This is a genomic window from Shewanella sp. 10N.286.51.B7 (assembly GCF_002873615.1).
Lineage (GTDB): Bacteria > Pseudomonadota > Gammaproteobacteria > Enterobacterales > Shewanellaceae > Shewanella > Shewanella electrodiphila.
Genome location: NZ_MCUF01000001.1, coordinates 31,881 through 56,680, shown reverse-complemented (window position 1 = coordinate 56,680; position 24,800 = coordinate 31,881). Strand labels below are relative to the sequence as shown.

Below are 24,800 nucleotides of genomic sequence, written 5' to 3'. Positions count from 1 at the left end.
CCACATTCTTATTGTTTCTGACGTGCTTAACCGTCTTTGAGTTCTTCGCGAGTGGGCTTTTTCCCATGCTACCATCCCTTATTAATCTTGTTGTTTTTGCTCTCTGCAACCCGTAACTGCTCATCAAACTTATTCATGAAATTAATGTACTTTTCCGTGGTTGCGGTGCTCGAATGTCCCATAAGCGAGGCTAACTCGTCCATTAGGTACTCATAGGCAACCTGCCGCTCCCTAGACTCACGCCAAAGCCAATGAGTCGCAAAGGTTGAACGCAAATCATGAACTCGGTAGTACCAAGTAGGTTCTATCGTTTGGATTAGCCTTCTCAATACTCCAAAATGGACTTCCACAGTGTTTTCTGTATACGGGCGTCCTTTATTGGAAACAAAAAGGTAATCAGTGCAATCCACCTCTTCTTTAGAATCAATCAGCTCTTTGCGTTTAACTAGGTGCTTTTGTCGTAGTTTGCTTTCTTTGTATTGCTCTAATTCTTCGTAAAGCTCGATAGGGACTTCAACAATACGGGGCTTACTGCCCTTGGTGCGTGTAATGTGAACGGGTACAACGTCTAATTCACTAAAATCCTTGTTACCAATGTTGTGTGCTGGGAAATGAGTGGCTTCTTCAACTCTAAGTCCTGACTCCTCACACAACCTTAGCATTAGGGAGATAGGCTTTGGCAACGTATCGATATGTTGGTTGAACAACGCTTTCTGTTCGAACGTCATAGGTTTTAATTTTTTATCAGCAGGCGTTTTATCATTCTTTGGAAACATCTTCATGATGTTTGACATTTCATAAACACGTTTTGAACCAGATTGAGTATGTGCAAGCATATCGTGTTGATTAATGCCTTCATAAATCTCAACGGTAGTGAAATGTGTTAATACATGTTCATCATCATTTTTGAGGTAACCATGTCTGTACATCCACTTGTAGAAGCCAATAACGGCCCCCATATAGCTTCTTGCAGTGGCAAGAGAGTATGCTTCATCACCTGTTGAATTTTGTTTAGCACGACAGTTTGCTAAAAGATGTTTAGCAAAGCACCAAGGTGCACCTTCTTCTTCATACTTCGTTAGAGACTTATACGTTAAATACTCAGTTGGTATTTCGTTACCATCGTCATCAAATCGAGGGTAATGTGTAGAATCTAAGTAGCGAGTATAAGCCAGTAACCCCTTTGCAATTGAGTCGGTGTCCTTAACGGCTCCCTTACCACGTAACTTAGAGACTAGGTAAAGAGATTGTGGGTAAACAACACTCCCATCAGGCGCAATGATAATATCTGTTTTCTTGGAGTATGATTGAAGTTTGGAAGGAGAAAGGTAGGGTGAATAAGTCACCTCTCCAGAGTCAGTATTTATGCGCTCTGAAACTTGGAGTTTTGCTAATGTATCAACCTCTATTGAAAGCAGTCGGTAGTCATCATAAATATCAGAATGTTTTTCATCATGTGTTCTTATCACAAACTATCCTCAATATGTTTACCACATATTAAAGATAGTTTCGTCATAAAAAACTATCAAGGTTTTTTGTCATGCAACTTTATCAAGGGTAAATTTCTTTTCGCCCCAGACGCCAAATGCATCGGCGATAGCGTGGTCTTCATCACTCAATAACGAGAAGTTAAGCTCTTGTTTGTCGTTAAACTTAAGCAGTTTAGCAACAGGATCAGGACTTAACCCTAGAACAGTAACCTTGTGGTTGGCAAGTTCAGCTTTACTGTCTCGTAAACCTTGAGCTTGAACTGTACAACCTGGAGTAGACGCTTTTGGGTAAAAATAGACTAATACTGGCCCCTCTTTTAATGCATCCGTTAAAGAGATAGTTTCATCAAATTGGTTTTGTAGAGAAAACTGCGGTGCTAAATCACCAACGGTTAGGGTATTCATGTAAAGTCCTTATTCAATTATTTTATTTTTCACTTGCCTGCATATGATTGATTGAGCAATCTAAAGAGAGTTCAGTTGCGAGTTCATGAATACTTTTCTCAAGCTTTATTAGATCAACTTTTTCAGGAACGTTAATCGTGAACAAAATTGTTTGAGTTAAGTTGTCATCATCAGCATGAGAACGCACAGCAGCTAAATCTAAAGAACGATCAGCTAAGAATTCAGTGATACGTTTCATCGTGCCGCGCTGATCTTGGCCATTAACGCTGACTTCAATACGAGAAACAAAATTCTTAGGCGTATGTTTGGAGGTACGCTTCATCACAGTGAGCAACTCAAGCTCAACACTTAAGCCTGGTAGCAAGGTTTCTATCTTAGTGATTGCAGCCCAAGAACCTGAAATCATCATGATGAGTGTGAACTCATTACCGAATAAAGCCATACGGCTATCGACGATGTCACAATCACATTCACTGGCTAAACGGGCTAGGCGACTTACTAAACCAGGGCGATCTGCACCCATAGCAGTAACGACCAGATAGTTGGTCATGGATTTTCCTCACTTTTTCGATATCATAGAGCGTAAACTAGCGAACTAACGCAAAGTTTTTTTGCGGAGCGTAATGCTAACATAACTAGAACTAAACCACATAAGTATGTACGTAATAGGCTATAAACTGTCTGAAAAGTGGTATGTTGAGACACTTATAATTAATAAGTATTGATTTGTAAGGAAATAAAGTTTATTTCTGCATGTATTAAATAAGATATAAATTCTAAATAAGTGTTTAAATAAGTCGATAATTTTACAGTTTTGTAGAAATGCATTTGAGAGCCCCGTTAATGCTTGTCATTAGTAGTAGGCATAAGTAACATAGCGAATCCTGAAACCTTGGGGAATTTAGATGATAAACGGAAGCATCGTTGCCTTAATCACACCTATGAATAGTGATGGCACAGTAGATTACAGCAGTCTAGAAAGACTAGTAGAATTTCATATTGACCAAGGCACAGATGCGATTGTTGCCGTGGGTACCACTGGTGAGTCAGCGACTCTGCCAATGAAAGAGCATGCACAAGTGGTTGCTCAAACCGTTAAGTTTGCTGCTGGCAGAATACCTGTTATTGGCGGAAACGGTGCAAATGCAACGGCTGAAGCCATTGAGTTGACCCAATCTATGGCCGACTCAGGTATCGTTGGTATGCTTGGGGTTACGCCATATTACAATAAGCCTTCACCTAAGGGCTTAATTGCTCATTACAAAGCGGTTGCTGCTTGTACTGATATCCCACAAATTCTATATAATGTGCCAGGCAGAACATCAGTTGATATGTTGCCTGAAACGGTAGCTGAATTAGTTTCAGTGAGTAACATTATTGGCGTTAAAGAAGCGACCGGTGATTTGACCCGTGTGGCTAAATTACGTGAACTTTGTGGTAATGACTTTAAGTTATACAGTGGCGATGATGCTACTGCTCGTGACTTTTTATTATTAGGCGGTGACGGCGTAATTTCTGTTGCGAATAATATTGTACCAAAATCATTCAAAGCAATGTGTGACGCTGCATTAGCAGGCGATCATGCACTATCAGAAAGCATTAATTTGCCGATGAAAGCACTGTATGAACATTTGTTCTGTGAAGCTAACCCAATTCCGGTTAAATGGGCTGCACATCAGATGGGTTTAATCAGTCAAGGTCATATTCGTTTACCTTTAACTGAACTTTCTGAGCAGTTTCATGGTCTGTTGTTAGAAGCGATGAAACAAGCCCATATAGAGGTAAACCGATAAATGTTGAAGCAAGTCACCCCAATTTTACTGATTGCTGCCGTTACAGCGTGTAGTACGCCGACAGATCGTCGAGTTGCAAATGGTAGTGAAGATTTTACCAATGCCAAAGAAGTACCACTTCTTACCATTCCAGAAGGATTAACTGAACCGACGTACAGTCGTGAATATGATATCCCTAAAGCTGGTGAAGGCGTAAACAAAGAACTGATTGGTAAACGTTTAGATATCCGTCCTCCATTATTAGTTCTGCCGATGTCTGAAGGTACTCGTGTCGAAGAAGGCACCGATAATATTAAAATTATCGTTGAATCTATCGCAAGCACAAAAGACCTTAAGCAAGAAGTGTTTGAAAATCTTAAAGGCTTCTTAGCTAAGTACGATGTTGCTATTGAAAAAGAAGATTATGAAGCTGGCGTTCTCGAAACGGGTTGGATTGAGAACAAAGACGTTATCGAAACAAGCTGGTTTGGCGATGACAAAGTTTATTTACTTCGTCAACGCTACCGCTACGATGTTGACGTGAGTCCTCATGGCCGTTCAGGTAGCATGAGTATCGATCTTGTAGAACATGAAGAATCTTATGACGGTGAAGAACAAGAAATCTTTTTAAGCGGTGAAGACCAACGTCGTTACACCATTGATATGCTCAATAACACCATTGCTTATATGAGTGTTAAGCGTGAAAAGCAAATCAAAGCTGACCGTATTGAACAGAGTTTAGGGATTGATGTAGATCTCGTTGCTGAAACTGAAGAAAGAGGCGCTTTCTGGATTGCTGAAGCTGATTATACAAAAACATGGGATCGTTTGCGTATCGTTATGCCTGAGCTAGGTTTTGATATTGTTGATATGAACTCAGCTAAAGGCCTTTATTACATCGTTCTTGAAGAAAGCGGCGGATTCTGGAGCTCGTTATGGGGCGAAGATAAATTACCGTTAGAACGTGGTAACTATCGTGTTGAACTTGTTGAAACAGCAGACAAAGAACAAACAGAAATCTTTATTAAAGATGCTGCCGGTGAGCCGTTAGATAACGAAGTTATTACTGAGCTTTACCGCGTATTAAGCGAAGCGATGAAAGCAGACCGTAAAGTACGATAGGCTATAAAGTAAATAATTATTTGATGTTGCTTTAAAATGCATCAATTTATTACAAAGAGACACATTTATGTGTCTCTTTTTTTTATGCTTAATTTATCGGAACATACAGTTATTTAGTTTGAATTAATCTACATAAGAGGTGATAACCGCTGATATGTGAACTGTAATTCAGTTTTAATCGTACAAAACCGAGTGTTAATGAAATGTGTATTTTGTAAGTAAAGGTAAAACGCCTTGATACCAGCTTGCTGCTGGGTAAACTAACGTTTGCTTCAATCCTTTTAACATTTTGTATATGAGTTTGACGAACGGAATTCCGATGAAAAAAATAATTATATTACTCGTTGCATTAGGTCTAGCTTGGTTCGGCTACCAATCGACTCTATCTCCTAGTAACACCAAAGAGCGTGTTAAACCTATTCCGAATGTTGTTGTGGCCAAAGTTGCCATGTTACCTGTGCGTGATGAAGTGGAAGCGATTGGTACAAACAAGGCTTTCGAATCTATTACCATTACCCCTAAAGTGACTGAGCAAATTGCGACAATCAATTTTAACGACGGTGAAAAAGTACAGAAGGGCGACTTACTGGTTCAACTTCGTAACCGTGAACAACTCGCCAAAGTGCAAGCTGCAGAAGTCAAAGTGAAAGACCACCTGCGCGAACTTGACCGAATCCGAAGTCTTGTGACCAGTAAAACAGTGGCGGAACTTGAGCGAGATAGGTTACAAACTTTAATCGACACCACTCGCGCAGAACTTGAGCAAGCTAAAGCGGCATTAGAAGACAGAGCCATTCATGCGCCGTTCTCTGGCCGTTTAGGGCTTAAACAAGTCAGTGTCGGTTCGTTAGTGTCTCCTGGCACTCAAATCACCACCTTAGATGATGTCAGCAAGATTAAGCTCGACTTTTCAGTACCTGAGCGTTTTATTCAAGAATTACAGTTAGGCAAAAGTGTTGAGTCAAAAGCCATCGCTTTCCCTGATCGTATTTTTAAAGGCGTTGTGACTTCAATCGATAGTCGCGTCAACCCTTCAACGCGCGCAGTGATTGTACGCGCCATCATTGATAACGCCGATGCTGCTTTATTGCCGGGCATGTTAATGAAAGTAAAACTGATTAAACAAAATCGAGAAACCTTACTATTACCAGAATCTGCGATTATCCCAATTCAATCTAAACAGTTCGTATACATAGTTAACGATGAAAATGTGGTAGAGCAAAAGCCAGTAACGCTTGGGATCCGTAATCGTGGCTGGGTAGAAATCATCGACGGCGTGGAGATTGGTACGCCGGTCATTATTCGTGGCTTACTTAAAGTCAGACCGGGCGATGAAGTGAAAACAGAAGCAGCTGAAGCATTTAATTTTGCCAAGGTCGCTGGTTCGGAGAATGCGGCATGATTTTAACTGATATCTCTGTAAAAAGACCGGTATTAGCCTCTGTTATCAGTATTTTGATTATCATTCTTGGTTTAGTGTCTTTTGAAAAATTGCCATTACGAGAATACCCTAATATTGACCCGCCAGTGGTATCGATTGACACCCGCTATCGTGGTGCGAGTGCCTCGGTTGTTGAAAGCCGTATTACCCAACTAATTGAAGATAGGATAAGCGGCGTAGAAGGGATTAAGCATGTTAGCTCCCGTAGCCGTGACGGGCGCTCATCTGTCACATTAGAATTTGATGTTGGCCGTGATATTGAAGCGGCTGCCAATGATGTCCGTGACAGAATTTCTGGCTTACTCGATAACTTGCCTGAAGAAGCCGATCCACCAGAGGTTGAAAAAGCCAATGGTGGTGATGAAGTCATCATGTGGTTAAACCTGGTCTCTGATCAAATGACCACATTGCAGCTCACCGATTATGCGCGCCGTTATTTAACTGACCGTTTTTCTGTGGTCGATGGCGTGGCTAATATTCGTTTAGGTGGCGGTAAAGTCTATGCAATGCGGATTTGGATTGACCGACAAGCCTTAGCGTCTCGAAATTTAACCGTAGCTGATGTTGAATCTGCGCTGCGCTCAGAAAACGTAGAATTACCAGCGGGTTCCATTGAATCTAAAGAGCGTCACTTTACTGTCCGTGTGGATAGAAGTTTTAGAACAGAACAAGACTTTGCCAATCTCGTGATTACTCAAGGTAATGATGGCTATTTGGTGAGGTTAGGTGATGTTGCTAAGGTGCAAATTGGCTCTGAAGAAGAGCGGATTATGTTCCGTGGTAATACTGAGTCGATGATTGGTTTAGGGGTGTCTAAACAATCTACCTCAAATACCTTAGAAGTGGCACGTGCTGCCAATGCGTTAGTGGATGAAATCAATCCTACATTACCTGCAGGAATGGAGATAAAACGCTCATACGACAGTTCAGTATTTATTGAAGCATCGATTAAAGAGGTTTATCAGACGTTGTTCATTGCAATGATACTGGTGATCATTGTGATTTATTTGTTCTTAGGTAGCGTGCGCGCCATGCTGATACCTGCGTTAACCGTTCCTGTATCACTTATGGGCACGTTTATCGTGTTATATACACTTGGGTATACCATTAACCTTTTAACCCTTTTGGCGATGATCTTAGCCATTGGTATGGTAGTAGATGATGCTATTGTGATGCTGGAGAATATTCACCGCCGAATTGAGCAAGGCGATTCTCCATTAAAAGCGGCATACCTTGGTGGACGCGAGGTGGCATTCGCTGTTGTTGCAACAACCTTGGTACTTATCGCAGTGTTCATGCCGATTAGTTTCCTTGATGGTGATCTAGGAAAACTATTTAAAGAATTTGCTGTCACCATGAGTGCAGCAGTGATGTTTTCAAGCTTAGTGGCCCTGACACTTAGCCCAATGATGTGTTCTAAATTACTAAAACCTGCAGGTCAATCATCTTGGTTAGTGCGTAAAGTCGATGCCATGATGGATTTTGTCACTAATATCTACCAGTCCAATCTGCAATCAGCCATTAAACAACCTTATTTTATCGGTTTAATTGTTGTTGCTGCATTTGCTGTCAGTGGTTATTTGCTTAATAAAGTCCCGCAAGAATTTGCACCACAAGAAGATCGCGGTTCGATGTTCTTAGTGGTTAATGGCCCACAAGGTGCAAGCTTTGAATATATTGAAAAGTATATGGATGAAATCGAAGGTCGCTTAATGCCTTTAGTTGAATCTGGAGATATCAAGCGTTTGTTAATTCGCGCACCACGTGGTTTTGGATCTGGTGCTGACTTCTCTAATGGTATGGCCATTATCGTACTTGAAGATTGGGCTGAGCGTCGCCCAGCGAATGAAATCATTACCGACATCCGTTCGCGTATATCTGACTTAGCTGGTGTAAGAGCTTTCCCGATCATGCGTCAAGCCTTTGGTCGAGGTGTGGGTAAACCTGTGCAGTTTGTATTAGGGGGTCCAAGTTACGAAGAACTCGCAATGTGGCGTGACATCATGATTGAAAAAGCAGGTGAGAACGAAATGCTTGCGGGTCTTGATCATGATTACAAAGAAACTAAGCCGCAGTTGAGAGTTGCAATTGATAAAGATCGCGCAGCAGATTTAGGTGTATCAATTTCGCATATTGGTCGCACGTTAGAGTCGATGTTAGGTTCTAGATTAGTCACTACCTTCATGCGCGATGGTGAAGAATACGATGTGATTATTGAAGGTAATCGAGAAAATCAAAACACTGCAACGGATCTTGAAAATATTTATGTTCGTTCAGACCGAAGCGGTGAGTTAGTTCCTTTATCAAATTTAGTGACAGTAGAAGAGTACGCTGATGCCAGTTCACTTAACCGCTATAACCGAATGCGGGCTATTACCATTGAGGCTAACTTAGCCGATGGCTATAGTTTGGGTGAAGCATTAGATTATATGAATGATATTGCGGATACTTATTTACCTGCTGAAGCTGTTATCAGTTACAAAGGCCAGTCTTTAGATTATCAAAGTTCTGGTAGTTCAATGTACTTTGTCTTTGTGTTGGCTTTAGGGATTGTGTTCTTGGTGTTGGCTGCGCAATTTGAAAGTTATGTGCATCCAATGGTGATTATGTTAACGGTTCCGCTAGCCACTTTAGGCGCGTTAATTGGCCTGTGGTTTACTGATCAAAGTATCAATATCTACAGCCAAATCGGAATTATCATGCTGGTGGGGCTTGCGGCTAAAAACGGTATTTTAATCGTTGAGTTTGCCAACCAATTACGTGATAAAGGGATTGCGTTTGATGATGCGGTAATACAAGCATCATCCCAGCGATTACGTCCTATCTTGATGACAGGTATTACGACAGCAGCTGGCGCAATACCCTTAGTTATGTCGAGCGGAGCAGGTGCTGAAACTCGCTTTGTTATTGGCGTGGTGGTACTGTCAGGCATATTGTTAGCCACGTTCTTTACACTACTTGTGATACCTGTGGCGTATAGCATATTCGCCCGTAATAGCAGCTCACCAGATGCGATCACAAAACAGCTTGAACAAGAACTTTCAAATGATTAATTAAGCTAAATTAAAACTGAAGAGCTAATTAGCAAACTTAAAAGCCAGTTATTCGTAACTGGTTTTTTATTGTTTTATATTTATGACTATTAAGCATAAATGAATATCTCATTGTTTATAAATCCCATGTGATATGTTCCGATAGTTAACGTTAGTCGTAAAATAATGACTAAGCTCAAAATCAATGGATAATAGCTATATGCTGTCACAATCAAGTACCAAGTAGAGCGCAGATGAAAAAGACCGACAAAAAATTAGATAATCAAATTAGAGATACGCTGACAGATGTGTGCGAGGTATTACTCGAGCAATGTTCAGGGTTTGAATGGTTAACCCATACTGTTAATTTCAATGCTTTCCCTGCGTCGTTAAAAGTGGTGTGTATTTTTGAAAATGATCCGCAGCTCACTCAATTAGCGTTGAGCAAAGAAGATGCTTTTATTCAAAACTTAATCATCCATAAATTATTGCAACAGGGCATTAAAGTACAAGCCAAACAAATCGTGTTTGATAGTGAAACACGATGTGAGGCGCAGAATAACGGTAATTGGGCACAGCGCTTGAAGTGAGGTTTGGTATTTGACCAACTAAATAATAAAAAGATGACTTAAGTTATGTTGGCAGTTGCGCTATCGTCACTTGAATTAGAGGCATAAAAAAGGGAAAGCAGATGCTTTCCCTTTGGCTTTAATAGACTAAAACGTTACGCTGCTTGTATTTGTTTCGCAACAGCAGCCGTTTTTGCTTCTAGTTCTTCTGAGTCGAAATCATCAACGTTAATTGATTTCAAACGCCCAACTTCAGCTCTTTCGAGTAATGCAACTTCAGCATCGCTTAACACGCCAAGTGCTTTACCTTCTGCAGCAATTTTATCTAACCACATGAATGGTAGACGTTTACCTGCTGCTTTACATACCTTGTCATATAATGGCTCTGAAGCCAGAATATCCAGTAAGGTTTGTTCTTGAATACCCACTACGTTGTGCTCTGAAGGCGTCCAGAATTGGCCTTGACCTAAGCGGTCTCGGCTGGCACACGGAGTTTGCATAATCTTTGATACTTTATGGTCCAGTACATCACTAGGACGCTTAAGAGGGCGACCAAACGGGAAGATAACAGCACGTAGTGCAAAACCTAGTCCCATAGGGAAGTTATCTAATAAGTCATCTAATGACGTTTGTAACTTATAAAGTGAATCTTCAACCGCCCATTGTACTAATGGTAAGTCTTCAGTTAAACGACCTTCATCTTCGTAACGTTTAAGCGTTGCTGATGCTAGGTATAGCTGACTTAATAAATCACCTAAACGTGCTGAAATACGTTCTTTACGTTTTAAGTTGCCGCCTAAAGTGGCCATTGCCAAGTCAGACAATAAGGCTAAGTTAGCACTGAAACGGTTCATTTGCTGATAGTAACGTTTTGTTTTATCGCTATATGGTGATTTAGAGAAATGACTTGATGTCACACCCATCCAGAAGCTTCTAACAAAGTTAGACATGGCAAATCCGATATGACCGAAAATGGCACTATCAAAGTTACTTAGTCCTTTGCCTGATGTGGTATCAAAAGCGGATTCCATTTCAGCAAGTACATATGGATGACAACGAATCGCACCTTGACCGTAAATGATCATCGAGCGGGTAAGAATGTTTGCACCTTCAACAGTAATTGCAATTGGCGCTGCTTGGTAGCCGCGACCTAAATAGTTATTCGGGCCAAGACAAACACCTTTACCACCGTGGATATCCATCGCATCGATAACACACTTTTGCATTCTGTCGGTAAGATGGTATTTAACGATGGCAGAAATAACCGATGGCTTTTCACCTAAACCAATCCCTACAGTCGTAAGAGAGCTTACAGCGTCCATAAGGTAAGCATTACCACCGATACGTGCCATTGGCTCTTCGATGCCTTCTAACTTACCAATAGGAAGCTTAAACTGACGACGAATACGTGCATAAGCACCCGTTGCGAGAGCTGCAGTTTTAATGCCGCCAGCCGAATTTGAAGGTAGAGTAATACCTCGACCAACCGATAAACATTCAACCAGCATACGCCAGCCTTGACCTGCCATTTCTGGGCCACCGATGATGAAGCTTAATGGTACAAAGACTTCGTTACCGCGAGTTGGACCGTTTTGGAACATACAGTTCAGTGGGAAGTGACGGCGACCTGTTTCAACACCTGGAATATCCGTTGGGATAAGCGCACAAGTAATGCCTAAATCTTCAGTATCACCTAATAAGCCATCTGGATCGCGTAGTTTAAATGCTAAACCTAATACAGTAGCAACAGGGGCAAGGGTGATGTAGCGTTTGTTCCATGTTAGTTTCATACCTAACACTTCTTCGCCCTCAAATTCCCCTTTACATACCACACCAAAATCAGGAATGGCGCCTGCATCACTACCAGCTTCTGGGCTAGTTAATGCAAAACAAGGTACTTCTAAACCTTTTGCAAGACGAGGTAAGTAGTGGTCTTGTTGCTCTGGCGTTCCATAGTGCTGCAATAATTCACCAGGGCCTAACGAGTTTGGTACACCTACTGTTGAAGCAAGTTCACTACTTAAACCAGCAAGTTTTTGTAATACACGTGATTGAGCGTAAGCAGAATATTCAAGACCACCGTATTTTTTCTTGATGATCATGGCAAAGAAACCTTCGTCTTTCAGGTATTGCCATACTTCTTGGGGTAAGTCAGCTAACTCATGAGAAACTTGATGCTGGTTAACCATTTTACACACAGTTTCAACAGGGCCGTCTAGGAAGGCTTGTTCTTCTGCAGTCAAACGCCCTTTAGGATAATTGTGCAATTTATTCCAGTTTGGGTTACCGGCAAACAAATCTGCTTCCCACCATGTGGTTCCAGCTTCGATTGCTTCTTTTTCTGTTGAAGACATTTCAGGCATGATGCCCTGATAGACTTTAAGCAATGGACGTGAAATGAAGTTTTGGCGAAATGATTTTACGTTTAGCGGTAGTGCTAAGACTAAAAAAACAATCCATGCCACGATACCAACAATATCTAATACGCTGCCAATCAGCATGACGACTGCAGCGGCGATGGTAGCCGTGAGTAGCGATACTCGCATATAAGTGGCTGCGCCGAGCACTGCAATCATGGCGATGATCCAAGTCAGGGTAGTCAATGTCTTTCTCCTTAAAGCATTCAAAAATTGAGCACTTACAAATTAATGATCCTATTCACAGAAGTGACTTGTGGTCAGACCTCTATCACATAAAATTAAACCTTACTGCACACGATTACAAGTTTTTTCAAACAATTGTTTAAAATATTTTCTACAATAAAAATATCCCAAAAATGTTTTGCACTAGGTACAATAGTTATTAGATAAAATTATGACTTATAAAACTTTTTAAGGCGTTTCCCCATGTGTGAGTTATTAGCGATGAGCGCTAACGTTCCAACTGATATTGTGTTTAGTTTCACAGGTTTAGCTGAAAGAGGCGGTGTCACTGGTCCTCATGTCGATGGCTGGGGAATTACTTTCTATGAAGGCAAGGGTAGCCGTACTTTTAAAGATGCTTGTCCAAGCAGTGAATCACATATTGCCAAATTGATTAAATCTTACCCTATTAAAAGTGAGATAGTGGTTAGCCATATTCGTCAGGCTAATCGTGGTTGTGTGTCACTTGAAAATACCCATCCTTTTACCCGTGAGTTATGGGGTAAGTATTGGACATATGCTCACAATGGTCAGTTATCTGATTATCAAGAAAAGTTTGTTGTTAATCGTTTCCAACCGGTTGGCGATACAGACAGTGAATTAGCATTTTGTTGGATTATGGAACAGGTGTTAGTTGAATTTGGCCCTAAGCAACCTGAAGATATGAATCAAGTGTTTACATTCATAGCTGGGTTAGCCGACGAAGTAAGAGCCCTTGGTGTGTTTAATATGATTTTGAGTGATGGGATCGATTTAATGACCTATTGCAGTAATAACTTATGTTACATCACCCGCCGTGCACCTTTTGGCAAAGCAAAGTTAATTGATACCGATGTGGTTATTGATTTTGATAAAGAAACCACACCGAACGATGTGGTCACTGTGATTGCGACTAGACCACTAACTAAAGATGAAGAGTGGCATATTTTAAAACCGGGTGAATGGAAGCTATTCAGACAAGGTGAGCTTCAGGCCTGCAACTAATTGTAGATATTATCTGAACTCTTTGTGATAGAAGAAATATCTTTGTGATAATAAAAAGTGACAGTCGATAATCGACTGTCACTTTTTTTTGGGTTAAAACTTAATTACTTGGACATTGAGCAAATGTAGATTTAAATCTGCAATTTTTAGTACGAGAACGTCTGAAAAAACCTTACTATTATATGGGGTGTTTCAAACACCTGCTTTATAGTCTATTTAGTAAAAGGTACAAGTGTTTCGTTTTCTATAGGCTCTAAAAATTGATAATTATCTATTTGTATATCGAGCTGTTTACTGCCTTTTGAGAAATGACTTAACCTTATTGGTAAGTAGCCTAAATCAGGTGCCATCCAAAAAAATGTCTGACGTTTTTTGCTGGTTCTGACGACTTCAATTTTAATGGTGTCGTATGAGCCACTTTCAAGTGTCATTAATTCTTTACCAACAATCTTAAATTCGTAATCATCTAACTCTTTTTCTTTGACCATGGTGTAGTGCAATTTTTCTGGAGGATTGTACATATCCATCCTAAATTGCAGTTGCACCATTAATGGATCGAGAATGTTGTTTTCGAATGTTAACTTTTCGCGCTCGTCTTTATATATAGTATGAATAACACCTTGCCCTTCAGCGAATACCGTTTGTTCACTATAGTCACTACCGGTTCCTGAGCGTTTACTCATGTAGCGGATAGGTTTTAATCTACTATCTACTAATTGAAACTCGCTGCTAATATTACGCACATCAGACAACATCAATAAACTGACATCGCTATCGAAACGATATTGATAGTAACCATTATCTGAGGCCGGCAGTTGATAACGAGCCTTGCCTAAATGAATACTGCCATAGTAAACATTATATTCAGCATTGTGAGCAGCAAGGGGCTTGAGGTAGTTAGGTGAATGTTCTATTTCTGTGTCTGTGGCAATATTCTGTGTGTGTTTATCTGATTGTTGTGCTGTGGTGATAGGGGATGTTTCGGCATTAACGGGTGAAAAAGGCTGCAGCAATAGGGCTGCTATTACTACTGCAGTTAATGAAGTGTTATTTGTCGTAGTAATATTCGAAAAATCGGATAATAATTTAACCAAAGCAGTACCTACGTAAGAGAGTTAAAAAGGTAACGATAAAACCAATGTCGCCATATCGGGTTTCCATTCAAATTTTGACAGTGAAATTTTGCCTTTGTTCACTTCAATTCCTTCTGATCTTAGTCGCTCTTGTTGGTTTTGGAAATTAATCGTGTTGAGTTTAAAAGATATTTTACCTTGGCTATTGATAACTCTATGCCAAGCTAAGTTTAAATGTGGTGGTGCTTCTTGTAGTGCTCGAGATACATAGCGAGCACGACCAGGAAGTCCTGCTAAATCTGCAACTTTGCCATAGGCAAGTACATTGCCTTCAGGGATCATGTTGACGATAAACCAGATTTTTTGTTTTGGCGAAAGCGGATTCATTCAATAATCATCACAGCAAAAACAACAGCATAATCTATCAGTTGCTTGATAGGAATCTTTGCAAAGTTAAAGTGACGTTTTATTTGAACAGAGCATTTAAATCACGGCTAAATAGATGCACAAAAAGTGTGATAATGCGCCAGCGAGTACAAACAAATGCCATATAGCGTGGTTATACGGAATACGCTTATTAATGTAGAAAATGACACCTATGCTGTAAAAGGCTCCGCCTGCTAATAGCAGATTAAAACCTAAATCTGTCATACCTTTGATGAGATCATTCATAACCGTAACGCATAACCAGCCCATAACGAGATATAGGATGACACTAAAGGCTTTGAAGCGGCCGATAAAAAGTGTCTTGAATATGATGCCACCCAGTGCAAGTATCCAAATAGCAGCCAAAACAATATTTGCTTGTTCCCCGTCTAAGCTAATCAGCATAAGGGGAGTGTAAGTGCCGGCAATTAATGTATAAATGGCACAATGATCGGCCATTTTAAAACGTTTTCGCCAAAGTTGTGATTTGCTTGAATGGTATAAAGTTGATGCTAGAAATAGTAAAACGATACTGAGACCGTAAATTCCGATGCCAAGCATCTCAGTGGTATTTAAATGTGTCGATCCTTTAACTAACATTGCCACCATGGCGACGAGGCCTGCTAACACTCCTATTCCATGGGTGACACTGTTTGCTAGCTCTTCAGTCGCACAATAGTCAGACTGAGAACATGAGTTAGTTTCAATTTTGGGAGCCACATTTAACTCAAGAGACATCTTGGTATACAACTTAATAAACTAATTGGAAAATTAGAGTAACAGCTTAAATTGTAAAACACTAGATTTTTAGCGTACATGTGTAAGCTAAATTTAAAAGTGTATTATTTCAGTTTGTTAACAAAGTATTATGTGTTTTATGGTCTTCTCGATGCTTTATTGAACTAATTTAAAGATTGAGTATCAGATAATATTCAGCGATTAAAACAGTAGTGAATACTTGTAGTGGATGCCTGTAGCATTAGCCTTTAGAGACAGCAGCTGTAAGCAGAGTTTAGGTTGACCAAGACTAGACAATCAAACCAATGCTTTATTAATCGCTTGATAAATCGTGTTAACACGGACATTTTTTAACACTAACTTTTTTACACTATATGCGATAAAGCGTTATAGCGTTTTATAATCACCAAGGCGATAGGATGCGCTAAATGACCCACAAGCATGAACCTAAACTTTTAACAAAAGAGCTATCTACTTCGTCGTTAGCTGCTGTAAAGGATAGTGCTTCATCAAAACAAAACTCGCCCCATGCAAATTTTAATGAAGAGATTAACCTCAGCGAATCTACAAATTTCAATCAATCTTTTTCAGAAGATATTCAAAGTCATATTATTGCTAGCGATGCCGTTTCTCAATATGTAAATGATAGCGATAACATTGCGCTTTCTGAATTAAACTTGTCTTTAGCCTTAGCCATAGCAAGCCAAAACCGCAACGAATCATTAAGTTTTGATGAGCCATTTCAACTTGATGAATCTTTTAAATTAGATAGTAAAATAACTCGATCAAATTATTCATCCGCAAAAGATATTGGTACCGTTTCTAAATTTAAAACGATAAGGAAATCGTTAACTCCAACCGTGTTTATGGTAGCAATTGCTCATATTTTAGCTTTTGTCATATTGCTAGTTCTTGCTGAACAGACAGTCAACATTTTCGTAGAAATCGCCACCTCGAAGCAAGAAAATCAAACAGAAACGAAAGAGATCAATGCTTATTTCATTACTGCTGAGCAGTTAGACAGCCTAATCAATCAAGATACGTCAGCCTCAGACGTGAATGAAACCCAAATTGATCACACTGCTACTGAACCACAAGATAACGCCATTACAATACAAGATGCAGTCAAAGAGGAAGTCATAGAGGAACGAGTTGATGATGCAACAAGTGTAGAAACTAAAATCAATACTATTAATTTACCTGTAAAGAATTCATCTGATAACCAATTAATTGAAGTTAAAGAAATTTATGAAATCAATACGATAATTGAAACCAAAGAAGATTTTAATTGGGCAAATGTAGACAGCATGTATTTACAGCAAGAAAAGGATGATGATTTAAGCTCCCATTTGTTTAAAGACATAAAATTAAATCAACACTTATTTACAGGAACAAATGCAGTTAAGCATCAAGTATTGAAAAACTTAAATCAGCAAGCGCTTAATACTTTAATTTCACAGCAAGCTCATTTAGCGACCTCAAAGAGTGGGGCAAGTTTAAGTGAGCTCACGCCTGAGATGTTTGATATTGAAATTATTGAGATTGAAGACAAGCGACAAGCAACCACACTTGACCATAGATTAGACCCCAATAGAATTATGAAACATGGGGAGACATGCTATCGTATTGTGCCATTACCTACGCAAATTAATCCTCATGCAGAAGGTCTAGGTTTTGCTGAGCCCTGTGATAGTGCAAAAATGAAGAAAGCCTTGGGGAAGGCAATTCAAAATAGATTATCTAAAGTGCAATTACCTTAAACATTTGCTGACTATTTATCCATTTTTGAAACCAATCATTGCTTTTACTCTTAATAATAATTCACTTAATATGTTAATTTGATATTCATAATTAGTATTGTTATTGAATATCAGATACTTGTCGCATGAATTAATTTGATTGATTCTTGTGTTCGCCTGACTTTATTTCACTTGTATTTTATTTCATTAGCTGAGTATACTGCTTGCATCTTGTCGGAGTGCCTTATGGCTGAGACCGTTTATTCGGGATCCGTTGAACCTGATCAGGTTAAAACCTGCGAAGGAAACAAGCAGTTAATTTGCTATTTCTTCTTATTGTTTATGTTCAATTTAATTCAGCAAACGTTGAAATTGATGTTGAAACATATAGTGTGATTTTGATTGTTCTTTACCTTTAGAATGACCAAAAATACAAAAAAAGTATCCAAAATTTATGGATGTTTTTTAAACATTAAATGCAAATTACAGAGTTATGTATAACTCGCTCGTCATCAACACACCTCTCCAGACAAGCAACTCTATTTCATTAATTTTGAGGTTGCTAATGTCAAATCGTCGTCAAACCCGTGAACAAGCCCAGGCTTTCATTGATACGTTAAAGCCGCTACAACACCCTAATTCCGAGAAAATATATTTAAGCGGATCCCGTGAAGATTTATTAGTCGGTATGCGCCAAATTCATCAGACAGACACCATTTTAGGTGGCAGCGACGATGCTCCAGTAACAGAGAAAAACCCGCCAATCAAAGTGTATGATTGTGCAGGTGCTTATTCAGATCCCGATGCTGAAATTAACGTTCGATTAGGTTTAAACAAATTTCGCGAAAGTTGGATTGATGAACGTAAAGATACCGAGCAACTTGCAGGTGTGAGTTCTGATTTTACTCAGCAACGATTAGCGGATGATGGCTTGGATCATTTACGTTTTGAAGCGTTAGTTCCCCCAAGGCGTGCTAAAACGGGTAGGTGTGTTACTCAAATGCACTATGCTCGCCAAGGTATTATCACACCAGAAATGGAATACATTGCCATTCGTGAAAATATGGCCCGTGAGCAAGTTACCGATGAAATCCTTACGCAAAAAGCACCAGGTGAAGCCTTTGGCGCAGTGATTGGACAACCAATTACGGCTGAGTTTGTTCGTGATGAAGTGGCTCGTGGCCGCGCTATTATTCCATTAAATATCAACCACCCAGAAGCTGAACCCATGATCATTGGGCGTAACTTTTTAGTAAAAGTAAACGCGAATATTGGTAATTCTGCGGTGACGTCATCAATCGAAGAAGAAGTCGAGAAATTAGTCTGGTCTACCCGCTGGGGCGCGGATACGGTTATGGATTTATCAACTGGCCGTTATATTCATGAAACGCGAGAGTGGATCATCCGAAATTCCCCAGTACCCATTGGCACGGTGCCGATTTATCAAGCGTTAGAAAAAGTGAACGGTGTTGCTGAAGATCTTACATGGGAGGTATTTCGCGATACCTTGATTGAACAAGCAGAGCAGGGCGTTGATTACTTTACTATTCATGCTGGTGTGTTGTTGCGTTATGTGCCGATGACCGCCAAACGGTTAACTGGTATCGTTTCCCGTGGTGGTTCAATCATGGCGAAGTGGTGCTTAAGCCATCATAAAGAAAGTTTTTTATATGAACATTTCAAAGAGATCTGTGAAATCTGCGCCGCTTATGATGTGTCTTTATCTTTAGGTGATGGCATGCGCCCTGGCAGTATTGCCGACGCGAATGATGAAGCACAATTTGCAGAACTCGAAACCTTAGGTGAATTGGTAAAAGTGGCTTGGGAATATGATGTGCAAACCATCATTGAAGGTCCTGGTCATGTGCCAATGCAATTGATCAAAGTGAATATGGAAAAGCAACTCGCCCATTGCGATGAAGCGCCATTTTATACTTTAGGCCCACAAACGACGGATATCGCTCCTGGTTACGATCATTTTACCTCAGGCATTGGCGCTGCAATGATGGCTTGGTATGGCGTTGCTATGTTGTGTTATGTCACGCCAAAAGAGCACCTAGGTTTACCCAACAAAGAAGATGTTAAACAAGGTTTAATTGCTTATAAAATTGCAGCTCATGCAGCAGATGTCGCCAAGGGGCATCCTGGCGCTCAAATACGTGATAATGCATTGTCAAAAGCCCGTTTTGAATTCCGCTGGGAAGATCAATACAACTTAGGTTTAGACCCTGATACAGCCCGCGCTTATCATGATGAATCTTTACCACAAGAATCTGCCAAAGTCGCCCATTTCTGTTCTATGTGTGGTCCCAAATTTTGCTCAATGAAAATCACACAAGAAGTCAGAGAGTATGCAGCAAAGCAAGAAAAACAAGCACAAAGTGCAGGAACAGAGCAGCTAGTATCGGTTGTGGATGCCAGCGAATTTAAAGCGAAACAAGTTTCAGATGCTAATGCTGAAAAACAAGTCGTTGACGTTAATGCGGCGATGGCGAAGAAGTCTGCAGAATTCAAAGCCACAGGTTCAGCACTATACCACGCCGTATCTGACAAACCGCTTGTCACCCCAGAGGCTGAGCTTGAAGAGCTTGAGGGGTAAGCATGCACAGGCCATACGACCTTAAAAAAGTGCAAGCTAAGCCCGTGCAAGCTGGGCAATTGCAAACTAAGCCTATCGTCTGGACCATAGCAGGTTCAGACAGTGGCGGCGGCGCGGGTATTCAAACTGACTTAGCAACCATAAATGATTTAGGTTGTTTTGGTTGCAGTGTCATTACCACAATTACTGCGCAAAACTCAGTTGCAGTTAATTTAGTCGAACCCGTTTCAGAGGCGATGCTAGAAGCACAATTGACGGCGCTCTATGACGATTTACAACCTGCAGCAATCAAAATTGGATTGATTGCTAATCAGCAGCAATTAAATGCAATTGCTTGCTGGCTAAATGCTTTTAGACAGCGAAATATCGCAAATCAGACTGTGCCGGTGATTGTTGATCCTGTCATGGTGGCCAGCTGTGGTGATGGTTTAAATCAAACTGACGAATTAGATTTTAGCCCTTTTAAAGGGCTGATGACGTTAGTGACACCTAATGCTGCAGAGTTATTTAGGCTAGAAGGCTTAGCTAACATAGCCAATCCCCACTCTAAAGTCGGTTTTCATCAAGCTGCAACAGCGTTAAATCAACTCTTACGTTGCAATGTGCTTGCAAAAGGTGGTGATGCCGAACCATGGCAAGGGGAAACTGCTAGTGATCTATTTGTATGTCAGCAGGTTAATGGCGTCAGTGAATCACATCAATACCAACAGTTTTGGTTAAGTTCTCAACGAATCGATACTGATAATAATCATGGCAGTGGTTGTACTTTATCAAGTGCTATTGCCTGTTTTATGGCATATGGTTATGTGCTGCATGATGCGATTGTGATGGCCAAAGCTTATGTGTCAAAAGGCTTAATAAACAGCGTACAATATGGCCAAGGTACGGGCCCAGTTGCTAAAACAGGCTGGCCTGAAGATATTAGTTTATACCCATCTATCAGCCTTTATTATGATCACCAGCCCTATGATTTATTTACTTCAACCACGCAAAGTGGTTGCTATGACAATGGTTTTCCCCAGTTATCACAAGAGATTGGAATTTACCCTGTCGTAAATGATGTCGTGATGCTCGAAGCGCTGCTTAAGGCTAACTGCACCACTGCTCAATTACGTATTAAGCAGTCAGACAATTTACTACTTAAGGATATTGAGCAACAAATTCAACAAGCAATAACGTTAGGGCGAGACTATAACGCGCAAGTGTTTATTAATGACCATTGGCAATTAGCGCTAAAGCATGGTGCTTTTGGAATTCATTTAGGCCAAGAGGATGTTGAATTGGCTAACCTGGACTCGATAAAAGAGGCTGGTATTTCGCTGGGTTTATCAAGTCACAGCATCTTTGAAATCTTATTAGCTCATCAGTTAAAACCGTCTTATATCGCACTCGGGCATATTTTTCCTACCACTACGAAAGTGATGCCATCAGCACCGCAAGGACTGGCTAAGTTAGCGCGTTATGCTGCTTTGCTTAAACCTGTTTGTCCAACGGTAGCAATAGGTGGGATTGATAAACATGTGCTCGATGCTGTTAAAGCAACAACAGTGCGCAGTGTTGCTGTAGTAAGGGCGATTACTGAAGCTAACTACCCTGAAACGGCATTTAAACAATTGTCGCATCAGTGGTTCAGTGACAGTACTGGTATTAGTAATAAAAGTCAGTATGAAAAAGAGCCTAACGACAGTAAATATATGATCAAAGGGAACAGTGATGATGAGTAAGCTAACGGATAAACAATATATCCGTTATTCAAGTCATGTGTTGTTGCCTGAAATTGGTGAACTTGGTCAGCTTAAGTTATTACAAAGTTCAGTGTTAATTATTGGTGTTGGCGGGCTGGGTCATGCCGTGGCTCAGCAACTGGCTGCGGCAGGCGTTAAACATATTACTTTAATGGACGATGACACTGTTGAGCTTTCAAACTTGCCAAGGCAGCTGCTGTTCAACGAGCAAGACATTGGTCAGCTTAAAGTTAACATTGTAAGGCAGAAACTGAGTACTGCTTATAGCGATTGTAAAATCACAGCCGTCTGTAAACGCTTCACAGCTGAAGACTTTTATTCAGTTGATTCAGTCAATTCTGTGGACTTAGTATTTGACTGTACAGATAACTTTGCTTCGCGATTATTGATTAATCAGGCGGTGGTAAATGCAAAAGGCGTGTTGATCAGTGCTGCGATAAGTGGGGCAAACGGTCAGTTATTCTGTATTGATCATAGCAAGCAGAGCAATTTTCACGGTTCAGGATGTTATCAGTGTCTTTATCCCGATGACTCCAATGTCAGTCAATCGTGTGCCCAAGCAGGCGTATTAACATCAGCCTTATTATCCATGGCATCGATGCAATCGTTATTAGGACTTAATTGGCTAACAAGTGATGTAAGCCAACGTGATCGATTAAAAGGGCAGTTGCACTTATTTAACGCCCATAACTTACAGTGGCGAAAAGTCACAATGTCACAAGACCCAGATTGTTGTATTTGCACTCCAAGTTGCATTTAGGACAAGTTATTAGTGTAGGAATTGACATGATTACAATTGAATTTAATGGACTAGCTCAAGAGCTAGGTTACAACTCAAGTTTATTACAATTAATAGAGTTGAAAAATCTGAACCCAAAGTCGTTAGCACTTGTGCTTAATGACCAAGTGGTACCGAGGAGTCGCTGGGCGCAGATTGAGTGCCAACATAGTGACAAAATTGATGTTTTCTCAGCTGTAGCAGGTGGTTAACATGCTATCTATTGCCGATCACCAATTTGATTCAAGATTATTTACGGGCACAGGAAAGTTCTCCGACGCTAAGACCATGTTAGCGGCTATTGAAGCCTCTCAGTCGCAATTAGTCACATTAGCGATGAAACGTATCGATCACAATAAAGATTTTGATGACTTACTGACACCATTGCAGCAAATGGGCGTAAAGCTTTTACCGAATACTGCAGGCGCTCGAAATGCTAAAGAAGCCGTATTTGCTGCTGAACTTGCCAGTGAAATGTTAGCGACAAAATGGATTAAATTAGAAATCCATCCTGATCCTAAGTATCTGATGCCAGATGCGATTGAAACATTAAAAGCGGCTGAAATACTCTGTGCAAAAGGCTTTACAGTCTTACCCTATGTACATGCTGATCCAGTGTTATGTTACCGGCTTGAAGAGGCAGGCTGCGCGGCTGTTATGCCACTCGGTAGCCCAATTGGCAGTAATCAAGGGTTAGCCACAGAACCCTTTTTAGAAATTATTATTGAGCAAGCTAACATTCCTGTAGTGATCGATGCAGGGATTGGCGCGCCATCTCAAGCTTGCAGAGCAATGGAAATGGGCGCAGATGCAGTATTGGTTAATACTGCAATAGCCAGTAGCGCCGATCCGGTGCTGATGGCTAAATGCTTTAATCAAGCTGTTAACACTGGTAGACAAGCTTATCTTGCAGGGTTGGGCAATGTGGAAAAACAAGCAAAACACACCAGTCCATTGACAAATTTTCTGAATTTATGATTAAAGGTTTACCTTACCAATGAGTTTTCTTGAACAGTTTAAGCGGTTAAACCTCGATGACTTATCAATGCGCCTATATAGCACGACGGCAGATGATGTTAAGCGTGCACTCAATCACCCACAAGGTAGCATTGACAGTTTAATGGCATTGTTATCACCAGCTGCTAAACCATACATAGAGCAAATGGCACAACAAGCTTACCAGTTAACAAGACAGCGTTTTGGTGCAAATATCGGGCTATATTTGCCTTTATATCTGTCAAACCTTTGTGCAAATGAATGCGATTATTGCGGCTTTTCTATGAGCAATAAACTCAAGCGCAAAACCCTGTCTGACAATGAATTGCTGGCTGAAATGAAGATCATTAAGCAGCGAGGGTTCGATTCAATATTGTTAGTATCAGGCGAGCATGAAACCAAAGTCGGCATTGACTACTTTAAGCATGTATTGCCCATAGTGAAGCAAGCATTCAGTTATGTAGCGATAGAGGTCCAGCCGTTAACTCAACCTGAATATCAAGAGCTTGTTGAGTTAGGGCTTGATGCTGTGATGGTATATCAAGAAACCTACCAGCCGCATACCTATAGCAAGCATCATACTCGCGGTAAAAAGAAAGACTTTGCTTATCGGCTTGAAACGCCAGATAGAGTGGCTGCAGCTGGCGTTGATAAAATCGGTTTAGGCGTGTTGCTGGGACTGGATGATTGGCGACTTGATGCCTTTGTGATGGGTCATCACTTAGCTTATTTACAAAAGCAATATTGGCGCACTCGCTACAGTATTTCATTGCCTAGATTAAGACCTTGTACTGGTGGCGTTTCGCCAAAAGTGGAACTGACTGATGAAGGCTTAGTACAGATGATCTGCGCATTCAGATTATTTAATGCACAGCTTGAAATTAGCCTGTCGACTCGTGAAACACCTGAGTTTAGAGACAATTTACTGCCGCTTGGCGTGACAAATATTAGCGCTGGCAGCTCTACTGAGCCTGGTGGTTATCAAAACCCACATACTCAGCTGGATCAATTTGAAATCAGTGACGACCGTAGCGTTGAGCAAGTGATTGAAAAAATGCAGATTAAAGGATTAAATCCAGTTTGGAAAGATTGGGAGCGGGCTTGGCATTAATTTAACTTTTACGTTCATCATTGTAGTACTGTACAAACTTGTAATCATGGATGATAATTAACCAATTAGTGAGTTAAGTCTAACGTGAGTGTTGTAAATAAATTTATTGTATACACGGTTAGATTTGGGTTTAAAAAG

General features: G+C 40.5%; 19 protein-coding genes, 1 pseudogene and 1 riboswitch. Of the genes and pseudogenes, 13 read left to right on the top strand and 7 right to left on the bottom strand.

Annotation, left to right across the window (positions count from 1 at the left end; genetic code table 11):
* Nucleotides 1–68: 68 nt before the first annotated feature.
* The 3 genes and pseudogenes from BCU84_RS00230 to BCU84_RS00220 form a co-directional block, all read right to left on the bottom strand.
* On the bottom strand, nucleotides 69–1,469 hold the full coding sequence (locus BCU84_RS00230; protein WP_102526092.1) for a site-specific integrase: 1,401 nt from the start codon (nucleotides 1,467–1,469) through the stop codon (nucleotides 69–71).
* A 90-nt stretch (nucleotides 1,470–1,559) separates the two neighbouring features.
* Nucleotides 1,560–1,895 (bottom strand): annotated as a pseudogene (gene bcp, locus BCU84_RS00225) (thioredoxin-dependent thiol peroxidase); the annotation flags it as partial.
* A 22-nt stretch (nucleotides 1,896–1,917) separates the two neighbouring features.
* Complete coding sequence (locus tag BCU84_RS00220) at nucleotides 1,918–2,445, bottom strand: ACT domain-containing protein (RefSeq protein WP_102526090.1); 528 nt, start codon at nucleotides 2,443–2,445, stop codon at nucleotides 1,918–1,920.
* Between the two features lie 355 nt (nucleotides 2,446–2,800).
* Between BCU84_RS00220 and dapA the strand changes: the two genes are divergently transcribed.
* The 5 genes from dapA to BCU84_RS00195 all read left to right on the top strand — a co-directional run bounded on the left by dapA (nucleotide 2,801) and on the right by BCU84_RS00195 (nucleotide 9,852).
* The gene (dapA, locus tag BCU84_RS00215) at nucleotides 2,801–3,688 is read left to right on the top strand and encodes a 4-hydroxy-tetrahydrodipicolinate synthase (RefSeq protein WP_102526089.1); all 888 of its coding nucleotides are present in this window, start codon (nucleotides 2,801–2,803) and stop codon (nucleotides 3,686–3,688) included.
* The gene (gene bamC / locus BCU84_RS00210) at nucleotides 3,689–4,789 is read left to right on the top strand and encodes an outer membrane protein assembly factor BamC (protein ID WP_102526088.1); all 1,101 of its coding nucleotides are present in this window, start codon (nucleotides 3,689–3,691) and stop codon (nucleotides 4,787–4,789) included. It begins immediately after the preceding gene.
* 319 nt (nucleotides 4,790–5,108) lie between these two features.
* Nucleotides 5,109–6,191 carry an efflux RND transporter periplasmic adaptor subunit gene (locus BCU84_RS00205; RefSeq protein WP_102526087.1) on the top strand — a complete coding sequence of 361 codons (1,083 nt, stop codon included), beginning with the start codon at nucleotides 5,109–5,111 and terminating at the stop codon, nucleotides 6,189–6,191.
* Nucleotides 6,188–9,283 carry an efflux RND transporter permease subunit gene (locus BCU84_RS00200; protein WP_102526086.1) on the top strand — a complete coding sequence of 1,032 codons (3,096 nt, stop codon included), beginning with the start codon at nucleotides 6,188–6,190 and terminating at the stop codon, nucleotides 9,281–9,283. The genes BCU84_RS00205 and BCU84_RS00200 overlap by 4 nt, the downstream gene beginning before the upstream one ends.
* A 233-nt stretch (nucleotides 9,284–9,516) precedes the next feature.
* Nucleotides 9,517–9,852 (top strand): Fis family transcriptional regulator, encoded by a 336-nt coding sequence (locus BCU84_RS00195; RefSeq protein WP_102526085.1) that lies wholly within the window; start codon nucleotides 9,517–9,519, stop codon nucleotides 9,850–9,852.
* A gap of 134 nt (nucleotides 9,853–9,986) precedes the next feature.
* Here BCU84_RS00195 and fadE read toward each other — a convergent pair whose 3' ends face one another.
* Nucleotides 9,987–12,434: an acyl-CoA dehydrogenase FadE gene (gene fadE / locus BCU84_RS00190; RefSeq protein ID WP_102526084.1), complete on the bottom strand. Its 2,448-nt coding sequence runs from the start codon at nucleotides 12,432–12,434 to the stop codon at nucleotides 9,987–9,989.
* Nucleotides 12,435–12,677: 243 nt separating this feature from the next.
* Here fadE and BCU84_RS00185 point away from each other — a divergent pair, with 243 nt between their 5' ends.
* Nucleotides 12,678–13,457, top strand: coding sequence for a class II glutamine amidotransferase (locus tag BCU84_RS00185; RefSeq protein WP_102526083.1), 780 nt, complete (start codon nucleotides 12,678–12,680; stop codon nucleotides 13,455–13,457).
* A gap of 212 nt (nucleotides 13,458–13,669) precedes the next feature.
* Here the strand turns inward: BCU84_RS00185 and BCU84_RS00180 are convergent, their stop codons facing one another.
* The 3 genes from BCU84_RS00180 to BCU84_RS00170 form a co-directional block, all read right to left on the bottom strand.
* The gene (locus BCU84_RS00180; RefSeq protein ID WP_241906313.1) at nucleotides 13,670–14,371 is read right to left on the bottom strand and encodes a DUF3108 domain-containing protein; all 702 of its coding nucleotides are present in this window, start codon (nucleotides 14,369–14,371) and stop codon (nucleotides 13,670–13,672) included.
* Nucleotides 14,372–14,572: 201 nt separating this feature from the next.
* The gene (locus BCU84_RS00175; protein WP_102526082.1) at nucleotides 14,573–14,917 is read right to left on the bottom strand and encodes an MGMT family protein; all 345 of its coding nucleotides are present in this window, start codon (nucleotides 14,915–14,917) and stop codon (nucleotides 14,573–14,575) included.
* Between the two features lie 96 nt (nucleotides 14,918–15,013).
* Nucleotides 15,014–15,694: a hemolysin III family protein gene (locus tag BCU84_RS00170; RefSeq protein ID WP_102526081.1), complete on the bottom strand. Its 681-nt coding sequence runs from the start codon at nucleotides 15,692–15,694 to the stop codon at nucleotides 15,014–15,016.
* Between the two features lie 428 nt (nucleotides 15,695–16,122).
* Between BCU84_RS00170 and BCU84_RS00165 the strand changes: the two genes are divergently transcribed.
* From BCU84_RS00165 to thiH, 7 genes are all read left to right on the top strand, one after another.
* Nucleotides 16,123–17,454 carry a hypothetical protein gene (locus BCU84_RS00165; RefSeq protein WP_102526080.1) on the top strand — a complete coding sequence of 444 codons (1,332 nt, stop codon included), beginning with the start codon at nucleotides 16,123–16,125 and terminating at the stop codon, nucleotides 17,452–17,454.
* 204 nt (nucleotides 17,455–17,658) lie between these two features.
* Nucleotides 17,659–17,757, top strand: a riboswitch (TPP riboswitch).
* 241 nt (nucleotides 17,758–17,998) lie between these two features.
* Complete coding sequence (gene thiC / locus BCU84_RS00160; RefSeq protein ID WP_102526079.1) at nucleotides 17,999–20,032, top strand: phosphomethylpyrimidine synthase ThiC; 2,034 nt, start codon at nucleotides 17,999–18,001, stop codon at nucleotides 20,030–20,032.
* A 2-nt stretch (nucleotides 20,033–20,034) separates the two neighbouring features.
* Nucleotides 20,035–21,756, top strand: coding sequence for a thiamine phosphate synthase (thiE, locus tag BCU84_RS00155; RefSeq protein ID WP_102526078.1), 1,722 nt, complete (start codon nucleotides 20,035–20,037; stop codon nucleotides 21,754–21,756).
* The gene (locus BCU84_RS00150; RefSeq protein WP_102526077.1) at nucleotides 21,746–22,537 is read left to right on the top strand and encodes a HesA/MoeB/ThiF family protein; all 792 of its coding nucleotides are present in this window, start codon (nucleotides 21,746–21,748) and stop codon (nucleotides 22,535–22,537) included. Before thiE ends, BCU84_RS00150 begins: the two co-directional genes overlap by 11 nt.
* A gap of 26 nt (nucleotides 22,538–22,563) precedes the next feature.
* Nucleotides 22,564–22,767: a sulfur carrier protein ThiS gene (gene thiS, locus BCU84_RS00145; protein ID WP_102526076.1), complete on the top strand. Its 204-nt coding sequence runs from the start codon at nucleotides 22,564–22,566 to the stop codon at nucleotides 22,765–22,767.
* 1 nt (nucleotide 22,768) lies between these two features.
* Nucleotides 22,769–23,533 (top strand): thiazole synthase, encoded by a 765-nt coding sequence (locus BCU84_RS00140; RefSeq protein WP_102526075.1) that lies wholly within the window; start codon nucleotides 22,769–22,771, stop codon nucleotides 23,531–23,533.
* 19 nt (nucleotides 23,534–23,552) lie between these two features.
* Complete coding sequence (gene thiH / locus BCU84_RS00135) at nucleotides 23,553–24,662, top strand: 2-iminoacetate synthase ThiH (protein ID WP_102526074.1); 1,110 nt, start codon at nucleotides 23,553–23,555, stop codon at nucleotides 24,660–24,662.
* Nucleotides 24,663–24,800: the final 138 nt, after the last annotated feature.

Bases quoted from the DNA above. Each gene is read 5' to 3' on its own strand.
- bamC (WP_102526088.1), top strand. From the start codon at position 3,689: ATGTTGAAGCAAGTCACCCCAATTTTACTGATTGCTGCCGTTACAGCG.
- BCU84_RS00165 (WP_102526080.1), top strand. From the start codon at position 16,123: ATGACCCACAAGCATGAACCTAAACTTTTAACAAAAGAGCTATCTACT.
- dapA (WP_102526089.1), top strand. From the start codon at position 2,801: ATGATAAACGGAAGCATCGTTGCCTTAATCACACCTATGAATAGTGAT.
- BCU84_RS00195 (WP_102526085.1), top strand. From the start codon at position 9,517: ATGAAAAAGACCGACAAAAAATTAGATAATCAAATTAGAGATACGCTG.
- thiE (WP_102526078.1), top strand. From the start codon at position 20,035: ATGCACAGGCCATACGACCTTAAAAAAGTGCAAGCTAAGCCCGTGCAA.
- BCU84_RS00175 (WP_102526082.1), bottom strand. From the start codon at position 14,917: ATGAATCCGCTTTCGCCAAAACAAAAAATCTGGTTTATCGTCAACATG.
- BCU84_RS00220 (WP_102526090.1), bottom strand. From the start codon at position 2,445: ATGACCAACTATCTGGTCGTTACTGCTATGGGTGCAGATCGCCCTGGT.
- BCU84_RS00200 (WP_102526086.1), top strand. From the start codon at position 6,188: ATGATTTTAACTGATATCTCTGTAAAAAGACCGGTATTAGCCTCTGTT.
- BCU84_RS00150 (WP_102526077.1), top strand. From the start codon at position 21,746: ATGATGAGTAAGCTAACGGATAAACAATATATCCGTTATTCAAGTCAT.
- BCU84_RS00140 (WP_102526075.1), top strand. From the start codon at position 22,769: ATGCTATCTATTGCCGATCACCAATTTGATTCAAGATTATTTACGGGC.
- thiH (WP_102526074.1), top strand. From the start codon at position 23,553: ATGAGTTTTCTTGAACAGTTTAAGCGGTTAAACCTCGATGACTTATCA.
- thiC (WP_102526079.1), top strand. From the start codon at position 17,999: ATGTCAAATCGTCGTCAAACCCGTGAACAAGCCCAGGCTTTCATTGAT.
- BCU84_RS00185 (WP_102526083.1), top strand. From the start codon at position 12,678: ATGTGTGAGTTATTAGCGATGAGCGCTAACGTTCCAACTGATATTGTG.
- thiS (WP_102526076.1), top strand. From the start codon at position 22,564: ATGATTACAATTGAATTTAATGGACTAGCTCAAGAGCTAGGTTACAAC.
- BCU84_RS00170 (WP_102526081.1), bottom strand. From the start codon at position 15,694: ATGTCTCTTGAGTTAAATGTGGCTCCCAAAATTGAAACTAACTCATGT.
- BCU84_RS00205 (WP_102526087.1), top strand. From the start codon at position 5,109: ATGAAAAAAATAATTATATTACTCGTTGCATTAGGTCTAGCTTGGTTC.